Origin of the sequence: Bradyrhizobium jicamae, assembly GCF_018130215.1 — a bacterium.
Lineage (GTDB): Bacteria > Pseudomonadota > Alphaproteobacteria > Rhizobiales > Xanthobacteraceae > Bradyrhizobium > Bradyrhizobium jicamae_A.
Genome location: NZ_JAFCKQ010000092.1, coordinates 1 through 9517, shown reverse-complemented (window position 1 = coordinate 9517; position 9517 = coordinate 1). Strand labels below are relative to the sequence as shown.

Genomic DNA, 9517 nt, shown 5'->3' with positions numbered 1-9517 from the left:
GACCCGAAGCTGGCGACCGGCACCGCCCGCAAGCGGCAAAAATCGACTTAGAAAAACCGAAATCAATTTTCAAGGGGTTTTCAAAACTTTTTTGATCGGACCTTCCTCGGGGAGTCCTGGTTGGGCTCATAGAATTGCCAACCTTGCATCCGGGTCGCCAATCAGGCGCGTCAGCAGCCAGCGCGTGGCTTTTTTTTGGCAGCGCACAATAACACGGCGTTGAGACGCATCGACGCCACTCAGAGCAACATTATCGCCAGCCAGACCCACGCGCGGCGGTTGCAGCCACCCAACGTCCCGCAAGGCACGCAAACGGCCGCGATGGTCCTGTGCGGACATTTCCAATCGCCTTCGTTATCTTTTTTTTCACTACTAGTTGCTGCTCCTAACGCTGCATCCTCAAAGCGCGAGTCGCTCAAGCGGCACGCTCAGTGTTAATCTAAGGCCAGTTCTCCGCCAATCGTGGTCAATCTTGCCTCTCAACTCAGAGGTCACCGTGCGTTCCGTAAGGATGCTGCCGAACCCCTTTGCTTGCGGTTTTCCTTCTATTACCGGACCACCGGTTTCATCCCATTCCAGGTGAAAGTCGTAAGGGTCCGCCTCCCATTTCACGTGGATTGACCCGGTCGCTCGCGAGAGTGCTCCATACTTAGCCGCATTCGTCGCGGTCTCGTGCAATGCGAGAGCGAGACCCGTCACCGCCTTAGCTCCGACAGGCACTTCGGGTCCACTTAGTACGATACGGGACGAGCCGTCTTCATAAGGCTGCAATACCGTGCGCACCAGCGCATCCACGGTGGTCCGCTCACTATCGTGCTCGGTACCCATAATGCCGGGCCGGATAAGGTCCTTCGCTCGCAATAGCGCATCCATTCGGCCGCGAAGAGCCTTAGCCATCTCCTGCGGTGTGCGAGAAGACCGGGCACTTAATGCAACTATTGAGTGAAAATTGGCGAAAATGTTTTTCACCCGATGGTCCGCTTCGCGCGCAAGCAGCCTTTGGCGCTCCTGGGCGACCTTTTGGCTTGTTACGTCCACTACCACGCCGACGAAGCGATCAGGCTTTCCGTCCTTGTCACAAAGACACTCGCCGCGGGCCTCGAGCCAGCGGACATCTCCGCCCTTTTTCACCACCCGATATTCCTGCACATATCTTTCCCGGGTGTTCACGGTGTGATCGATAGCTTTGGCGATCCGCTCAACGTCCTCCGGATAGATGCCCGCAAGATATTCCGCCAACGGGGCGCCCTTCTCGCCTTTTTCGGGGTCAACCGAGAACATTTCTGCGAAGCGGGCGTCCGAATAGAAAGTGTCGGACTGCACATGCCAATCGAAGATCCCCACCATTCCGGACGCGCTCAGGGCCATGGTCAGTCGTTCTTGCGCCCTCGCCAGCTCGGTCTGTGCGAGAACCCGTTCCGTCGTCTCGCTCACGATGCACAGGACACCGCCTATTTCACCCGTCGTCTCGCTGCGGACCGGGGAGTAGGAGATGTCGAAATAGACGTTTTCTGGATAGCCAAATCGCTCGATGTAGAAGGGACGATCTTTGGCCGATACGGTCTCGCCAGTCTCAAGAACACGCCGCAGCAGCGGTTCCAAGTCCTCCCACAGCTCCGTCCAGCTTTCCCGAGCCGGTCGTCCAAGAGCCTTTGGGTGTTTCTCGCCGATAGTGGGAGCGTACGCATCGTTGTATAGAGCGATAAACTCCGGCCCCCAGAACAGCACGATCTGTGCGTCGGCCGGCAGCATCAGGGTGACAGCGGACTTCAAGTGTTGAGGCCAGCCGGCGATTGGGCCCAGGCTCGTCGTCGACCAATCAAGCGAGCGCATTAGCGCGGCCAATTCACCACCCGTGGGGGGAAACGCGTCGTCGCTTTCGTTGGGATGGCCCGGGTTTTTATCCATAATCGTACGCAACCCGATTTTGCCCGTCTATGCAAGTAAGGTAGGCGACGGCTTTCGGAACAGGCAGCATTGAATCAGTGGGGCGCTCGATAGGAACCAACTCGAAGGCTTGTTGTTAGATGCGGTTGTCGTCAGAGGAAGTGAGGATTGCTGAGGCGGCTTCGCCGAAAAGCGACCGCCAAGGGTTTAGACATGGCTAGTGGGGCGGACGAGCCGGTTTCTGCAGTGCAGCGAAAATCATATCCCGCGACGGCCGGAGAGCACGAGCCAGTCGTGTTTTCGGCGATTCTGCGCGGCTCGCCCGACGCGATTTGGTGCTGGAGCGCAGATGGCAGGATCACACAGTGGAATCCTGCGGCAGAACGCCTTTTCGGGTATGCCGCCCTCGAGATCGTCGGACGTTCCCTATTGGACCTCGTTCCGCACAAGGAGCGATCCGCCGCTGAGGACGTGATCAGCCGCGTAAGTGCCGGCGCAGCTTACGGCCAATTCGAAACTGTCAGGGTGGCCAAAGATGGCTCCGATCTCAACGTTGAGCTGACAGTTTCGCCATTGCGTGACAAGAAGGGCTCTATCGTAGGCGGAGTGACGTTTTGCCGTGACATCCGCGAACGCCAGGGCGTTGCAGACTCTCTTTCGCGGACCATCCGCGAGCTTGGAACACTCTTTAACCTGACCGAGCGGCTTCAATCTGCGAAATCCGCACAAGAGGTCTATGATGCGGCGCTGCAGGCGATTACCGACGCGCTCGGGTGCGAGCGCGCATCAATTCTTCTGTTTGATTCGGCTTCCGTCATGCGCTTCGTCGCATGGAAGGGAATCAGCGAACATTACCGCAAAGCCGTAGATGGTCACTCGCCATGGACACCGGAGACCAGGGACGCCGTCCCGATCTTCGTTGCCGACATTCGGGATGCGCACGAGCCTGATGTCTTGAAACAAGTCATTGAGAACGAAGGCATCCGCGGCCTCGCGTTCATTCCTCTTGTCGCCAACGAGCATGTCGTCGGCAAGTTCATGACTTACTATCGGCAGCCGCATGAATTTAGCGCGCGGGAGGCTGGACTTGCGAGCACGATTGCACGCCAGCTAAGCCTGTCACTCGATAGAATAATGACGGAAGAGCAATTGAGAGAATCCGAGTTGCGTTTTCGTCTCATGTCTGAACAAGCCCCGGTCATGATTTGGATAAGTGACCCCGTGGGCAAATGCCTTCACCTCAACCGCCTGCTACGCAGCTTCTGGGGGTTGGAAGAATCGGCCATTCCCGACTTCGACTGGTCGGCAACGATACATCCCGACGATGCTCCGGCCATTGGCGAGCAGATGGCAGATGCAATTGCGAAACGAACCGCTGTCGAGCTAAAGGGGCGCTACCGTAGCGCCACAGGCGCATATCGCGTACTGGAAACAATTGCGCGTCCCCGCATCGGAGCTTCTGGCGAGTTCCTCGGGATGATCGGCGTCAACGTCGATATCACGGAAAGAGAGGAAGCAGAGACGGAACGTCGCCGTGCCGAAGAGATGTTGCAGGGCATGAATATTGCCTTGCGAGAGAACGAAGAACGGTTGCGCCTCGCTACGGCCAACGCCGAGATCGGCTTCTGGGACGTGGATGAGGTCAATCAAATTCTTCATTGGCCGCCGCTGGTCAAGGCAATGTTCGGCATCTCGCCGGATGCACCCGTGTCGATGCTGGACTTTTACTCAGGCCTCCATCTCGAGGACCGGGAGTTCGTCAGCGCGGCCTACGCAGCCGCAGCAGATCCCGACCGCCGCGCGCTCTATGATGTTGAGTACCGAACCGTGGGTAAAGAGGACGGCCGCCTGCGCTGGGTCGCTGCGAAGGGACGAGGCGTGTTCGATGACGACGGCCGCTGCGTGCGGGTGATAGGAACCGCAATCGACATAACCGCGCGCAAGATCGGGGAAGCAAGGCTCAAGGAGCTTAATGAGACATTAGAACGCCGCATCTCGGAAGTCCTCGCTGAAAGGAAGGTGTTGGCGGATATTGTGGAAGGGACGGACGCCTTCGTGCAAGTGGTCGATCTCGATTTCCGCTGGCTTGCCATCAACAAAGCCTCGGCGGATGAATTTGAAAAGATATTCGGGGTTCGGCCGCACGCCGGGCAATGCATGCTCGATTTGCTGGAGCACCTGCCCGCCGAGCGTGAAGCCGTTCGTGCGGTTTGGGCTCGCGCGCTGTCGGGGGAGGAATTCACCGAGATTGGGGCATTCGGCGATGCCGGTCGCGAACGCCGCCACTACGAGATGAAGTACAACACCCTTCGAAACGGCGAACGGGAGCGAATTGGAGCCTATCAGTTCGTGTACGACGTCACCGAACGAATCCGTGAGCAGGAGCGGCTGGCAAGGGCAGAGGAGCAACTCCGGCAAGGCCAGAAAATGGAGGCGATGGGCCAACTTACCGGCGGCGTCGCCCACGACTTTAATAACCTGTTGACGCCAATCGTCGGCGCGCTCGATGCCTTGCAGCGCAGAGGCGCGGGCGGGGAGCGCGAGCAGCGCTTGATCGCCGGAGCGATGCAGTCGGCAGAACGAGCCAAGACGCTTGTGCAGCGGTTGCTCGCATTCGCGCGACGTCAACCACTGCAGGCCAAGCCGTCTCACGTGGGAGACCTGATGCGGGGAATGGGCGAGCTCATCGCGAGTACGTCCGGTCCGCAGGTCAGGGTTTCGGTCGAGATCGAGCAGAACCTGCCGGCCGCAAAGGTTGATGAGAACCAGCTTGAGATGGCTCTTCTCAACCTCGCGGTCAATGCGCGCGACGCCATGCCTGGAGGCGGCACGCTGCGCATTACTGCGGACGCCCAACAAGTTGGCACGGGACATCGCGCCAACTTGAAGCCCGGTCGCTATGTTAGGCTATCCGTTGCCGATACTGGCATCGGCATGGACGAAACTGTGAAGGCCCGGGCGATTGAGCCATTCTTCTCGACCAAAGGAATCGGAAAGGGCACAGGCCTCGGTCTATCGATGGCTCACGGCTTGGCATCGCAGCTGGGGGGCGCCCTGACGATTGAAAGCCGCCTGGGACTGGGCACAAATATTGAAATCTGGCTTCCTTCAACCGACGAGCCAGTGCAGGCGGAGAGCCAACAACAGGCCTCGATGCCGAGCGGCGCTACTCTCGGAACGGCGCTACTAGTCGATGATGAGGACCTCGTGCGTGCAACAACCGCCGACATGCTGACAGACCTCGGCTACGCCGTTCTGGAAGCCGCTTCGGCAGAAGAGGCAATTCAGTTGATTGGTGGAGGCGTCAAACCTCGATTGCTTATTACCGACCATTTGATGGCAGGAATGAACGGCACTGATCTTGCGCGATTGGTTCTTTCTGAGTTACCTGGAACGCAGGTATTGCTCGTGTCGGGCTACGCCGAAAGCGAGGGCGTTGAGCCCGACCTTCCGCGAATGGTCAAGCCATTCAGCAGTAACGAACTCGCTGCCAAACTGGCCAGTCTAACGGCGGGTGGATGAGGAAGAAGCGTTCCGCCCTCAGATCACCACATCGCTTGCAGTGCCACAAAGTCTATGCAGTTTTTAATACGGTCTGCTTTATTGGGCTGACGTCTGAGATGGTTCGTTCACGACGGGATCTAACCATGGCGTAAGCTAGTTGATATCCGCTTTTGCCCCGCGCCCTTGCCGTTCGGTGAGCAGCGCTATGTGTCAAACAAATCTACTTCAACACCTTGCAGCACGACATTCGTGGCTGCTGTCGATCGTCCTTCGCACTGTCAACGTCAGTCTCCCCGCCGACACCGTGATAAATATCGCGGCGTCGTCGATTTGAAGACATTCGCTTGCAGCGACATTTTTCGAAGCGGCTTTATTCAGCGCGTCTGCTACGACAAATCGCAAAGCTATATGCTCTTCAATCTTCGCGGCACGTACTCCGACTATTGCAAGCTGCCGCCGGCTGTGCTCGATGCATTTATGGCCGCGCCGTCGATGGGGCAGCTCTACAATCAGAACATCAAGGGCACCGGCTCGGATGGTCCCTATGACTGCCGAACACACCGTGTTCCAACATATTAGGGCAACGCCGTTCCAGGCAGCGGGCGCTGGATCCTCGAACTCAAGCGGCGAGCTTCGCGACGCTGGGGCGTCCACTCACAAGAGCAATGTCGGCTGCCGAGCGTTCAGCGGACGTGGCTGTCGCGGCACAAGAACGACGCGATTGACCCCGAGCAGTCTCGCGGCGGCGCGGAACTGGGACGTGCAGCCGATTTCAGGGCGCATCGATCGCTGAAGATGTGGCGAGCGTGCCTGCTTCAATCCTAGCGTTCAGCAAACTTGAGAGAGCGGACATGAGCGGTGCCGTCACATAAGGCTTGGGAATAAGGATGCTGTCGGGCACGCCTTCCGAAGTCCATTCGGCGACCGCACTTGCGGATCTTACGCCCGAGCAGCGCCATCTTCTCTCGCTGGCGTTCGAGCAAACTCTACGTAGGCTGAACTTAGTGGACCGTAACGATCCCATCTGCGAAATCGATGCACGCAAGATCGTTGAGATAGCAGCAAACGATGCGACCAATGCCGTCGCTATCGCGGGAATAGCAGTCAGACAGCTTGGTCCCGACCGCTAGATAAGTAATGCCGCTCAGTTCTGGCCCCTTTTTCGATGTCGTCCTCTGGGCCTAACCCGGACCTCTCGGGAAGTCCGATGTCGCGCCGCTGTTAGCAAGCCAGCCCAGCTCGTCGCGTGTCAGCTACCTTGCGGCTCCGTTTATAAATTCGGTTTTTTTGTCCTAGCTAATTTCGGACCACGTTAAAGCGCGCACGACGGGGTGGCCCGGACAGGTACCCCTGCCCCCCGCCGTCCGAAGCGCGAGGCGCGAAGCCGATGTCCTGGCGCTCGGATCTCGGGGGTCGTCGACGCGAGCATGGCCGAGGCGGCGCGGTGCGCGCAAATTCAACTGAACGACATCTCGACGGCGAGCCGAGCAACACGGGCAATGCGGACTGTTCCGCAGTTGACGAACCTCGTACCGGGCTCGATGGCCGAGTTCGCCGTCTTCCGGTTCGGCGATGATGTATCTCCGTCGTCCATGCCGATCTCGCGAGCTGCGGCCTCAACGTCCGCTCTGGACGGCCACCACGCCTCATCTGATCTCAAACTCAGTCTGAGAGTGTGATAGATTCTCCGTGATTTGATCCACTCCGCGATTTGCTCGTCCCGTTCGAGTTTGCTCAGATCCGCACGATGAAGGTTCTCGGCGATCTCCCACGGTGGCTCAACATGGTCGAGATCATTACTCCATCGAGTCTCGAGGATGGTCAAACCTCTCATTGCACACTGTTCGTTATTACGAACAGTCGATATGCAGGGGAGATTGAAAGCCATGGCGAAATCTAACCTCCGATTGGTGACACCAACCACCGAAAACGAACAGTTACGCCGCGACGCCCGAAGAATGCCAAGCTCCGCACCCGCGAATACCTGACTGATGCGGAGATCGCCGGCCTGACGGAAGCAGCCAAGGGCAACCGGTACGGCCACCGCGACTCGACGATGATCCTTGTGGCCTACAGGCACGGCCTGAGAGCATCGGAATTGGTCGACCTGCGTTGGGACCAGGTCGACTTCGAGAACGCCACCCTGGCCGTCCGCAGGGTCAAGAAGGGCTCCCCCAGCACCCACCCCATCCGCGGCGACGAATTGCGGGCCCTGCGCCGGCTGGCGCGGGAGCAGGATCCCAAGTCACCCTTCGTGTTTACGTCGGAGCGTGGCGCCCCGTTCACCACAGCAGGCTTCGATCGCATGGTGGAGCGCGCTGGAGAGGCCGCCGGGCTTGGCTTCAAGGCGCATCCGCACATGCTGCGGCACGCCTGCGGCTTTGCACTGGCCAACAAGGGCCACGATACCTGGGCTCTCCAAGCCTATCTGGGGCACAAGAACATCCAGCACACCGTCAGATACACGGAGCTGGCACCCGACCGGTTCAAGGACTTCTGGCGCTGAGGTGCGCCCACAGGAGCGGCGCGGCTGCTCGACGGCGTCACGGCTCTGACGCCGCCAGCGGCCACCGCTGTCAAGGCGCTGATCCATTCACAAAGTGGTCCAGGAACCCCTGAAGCACCAGCGCGTTCAGGAAGCTAAGTCAGTACCCGCGTTATCAGGATGCCAGCACGCGCCAACAAGCCTTGGTCCCAAGCGGACGAGCGGGAGCTCCTAGCTCTGCACAATGAAGCGATGCCCCTTAAATCCATCGCCCGAGCTCTCGGTCGGTCAGAAGAACAAACTACGCATCAGCCGCGCTCGCGCCGTCTCCGCAACCCTGACCAGCCCCGATTGCGCGAGCGCTACCGTCGTGCCGTCGGGACAGTTTAAAGGGTGATCGACGACAATCCGCAATTAAAGGGCCGAATGACACGCATGCCTGCAAAGCGGAGCGGCTTGACGGCAAGCGCCGCCAGCAGCGACGATGCCGTCATCACGTGGATGGTATGAATCGACATCGCGACGAAGTAGCAATGAAAAAGTCCGACGCCATTCGCGGCCAAGACGGTTAGTCATCGCTAGCGTTAGAAGCCAGGAATCCATTGACCGGCTCGCGATCGGGACGAATTCAGTGCGTTTTTGACGACCCTGCATAGTGGCGACAGTGCTCGAGATACGCCGTTTCATGTTTTGCAATAAGAGAGAGCACGCTTGCCCAGAGCCACGAAGGTGCATCGAGCGACTTGCTTCTGGCTCGGCCCAGTTCAGTTCGCCAATTCTCGCGAGTTGACGTGTCCATTTGACGCGCATGAGCCCGCCCAACGACAGCCGCCAGATAACGTCCGACGTGGACCGCTTCTCGCGGCTTGAGATTCTCGATGTCGAGCTTTAGATCCTGCGGCAATAGCTCTCGCACAAAAACATCTCGGCCAAGCAGCGAGCACGCAATCATTCGTTTCCCGAGAAACGGTGATAGCTTGCTGGCCCCCTCGACAACGCGTGCCGCGTTGTTGCCAGTTATTTTGGCTCCTTTACAAGAGGGCGCAGCAGGCTTTACCGCCTGCTTGATGTCTAGCAAACAATAGCTGTGCTCATCTCCTGCATCGACCCCGAGCAATACAGCGCTTCGCAACAGGCCTAGTGAACTGCAACCTCTCCGCCAGTACGCTGCGTCAAGCAAGGTGACGTCGGAATTGCTTTCACGCGATCGCAAAAGCGTCGCAAGCTGAACGACTTCGTCTGATAAAATCAACTTCTTGAGCGCGCCCTCCTCCCTTCGCGACAAATCCCAGAAGGAGTGGCCACGTGGAATATACGGTTTAGTGTCCTCTATCGATCGTTTAGCCAGTTTCTTCCACGAGCCGGCGACAGCCTTTTTCATGGCCAATCTTATCGACGAAGGTCGGTCTTTGAGTTGCGGCCTTCCAGATAGAGCCTCGCGATACCCCGCGACCATTTGCTCGATGATCTTCTCGGTCACAATGCCGGGTAGGTCCGACCCACGCGCGGTCATCGCCAGAGAAAGCGCCAACCTGATCAGGTCGTACGCGGGATTGCTAATGACCGTTTGATCGAGGTCTCGAATTTCGATCTCGACATCTCCATCGGCATTCGCAAGCGGGCCAAGATTGCCGGTATGGC

The 9517-nt window shown here is 58.5% G+C and carries 9 protein-coding genes; 4 read left to right on the top strand and 5 right to left on the bottom strand.

The window, feature by feature from the left end:
• Positions 1-126 precede the first annotated feature (126 nt).
• Together JQ586_RS39610 and JQ586_RS39605 are read right to left on the bottom strand one after the other, a co-directional pair.
• Complete coding sequence (locus tag JQ586_RS39610) at positions 127-339, bottom strand: hypothetical protein (protein ID WP_212400050.1); 213 nt, start codon at positions 337-339, stop codon at positions 127-129.
• Positions 340-399: 60 nt separating this feature from the next.
• Positions 400-1908: a PAS domain-containing protein gene (locus JQ586_RS39605; RefSeq protein ID WP_212400049.1), complete on the bottom strand. Its 1509-nt coding sequence runs from the start codon at positions 1906-1908 to the stop codon at positions 400-402.
• A gap of 273 nt (positions 1909-2181) precedes the next feature.
• Here JQ586_RS39605 and JQ586_RS39600 point away from each other — a divergent pair, with 273 nt between their 5' ends.
• The 3 genes from JQ586_RS39600 to JQ586_RS39590 all read left to right on the top strand — a co-directional run bounded on the left by JQ586_RS39600 (position 2182) and on the right by JQ586_RS39590 (position 6521).
• Positions 2182-5409, top strand: coding sequence for a PAS domain S-box protein (locus JQ586_RS39600; protein WP_212400048.1), 3228 nt, complete (start codon positions 2182-2184; stop codon positions 5407-5409).
• A 231-nt stretch (positions 5410-5640) separates the two neighbouring features.
• Complete coding sequence (locus tag JQ586_RS41430) at positions 5641-5970, top strand: KTSC domain-containing protein (protein ID WP_212400047.1); 330 nt, start codon at positions 5641-5643, stop codon at positions 5968-5970.
• A gap of 308 nt (positions 5971-6278) precedes the next feature.
• Entirely contained in the window at positions 6279-6521 is a 243-nt protein-coding gene (locus tag JQ586_RS39590; RefSeq protein WP_212400046.1) for a hypothetical protein, read from the top strand.
• Between the two features lie 326 nt (positions 6522-6847).
• Here JQ586_RS39590 and JQ586_RS40995 read toward each other — a convergent pair whose 3' ends face one another.
• Entirely contained in the window at positions 6848-7435 is a 588-nt protein-coding gene (locus tag JQ586_RS40995) for a hypothetical protein (protein ID WP_249148674.1), read from the bottom strand.
• On the opposite strand from JQ586_RS40995, the gene JQ586_RS39585 reads away from it, so the two are divergent.
• Positions 7376-7897, top strand: a complete 522-nt coding sequence (locus tag JQ586_RS39585) for a tyrosine-type recombinase/integrase (RefSeq protein ID WP_312017090.1) — start codon at positions 7376-7378, stop codon at positions 7895-7897. The two genes, JQ586_RS40995 and JQ586_RS39585, sit on opposite strands and share 60 nt — an antisense overlap.
• 365 nt (positions 7898-8262) lie before the next feature.
• Here JQ586_RS39585 and JQ586_RS39580 read toward each other — a convergent pair whose 3' ends face one another.
• Positions 8263-8439: a hypothetical protein gene (locus JQ586_RS39580; protein WP_212400045.1), complete on the bottom strand. Its 177-nt coding sequence runs from the start codon at positions 8437-8439 to the stop codon at positions 8263-8265.
• 65 nt (positions 8440-8504) lie between these two features.
• Positions 8505-9517, bottom strand: a 1013-nt coding sequence (locus JQ586_RS39575; RefSeq protein ID WP_212400044.1) for a DUF2252 family protein, incomplete at its 5' end; no start/stop codon positions are given.

What these genes read in the sequence shown, in the direction of transcription:
- JQ586_RS39610 (WP_212400050.1), bottom strand. Translation starts at nt 339, where the DNA reads ATGTCCGCACAGGACCATCGCGGCCGTTTGCGTGCCTTGCGGGACGTT.
- JQ586_RS39605 (WP_212400049.1), bottom strand. Translation starts at nt 1,908, where the DNA reads ATGGATAAAAACCCGGGCCATCCCAACGAAAGCGACGACGCGTTTCCC.
- JQ586_RS39590 (WP_212400046.1), top strand. Translation starts at nt 6,279, where the DNA reads ATGCTGTCGGGCACGCCTTCCGAAGTCCATTCGGCGACCGCACTTGCG.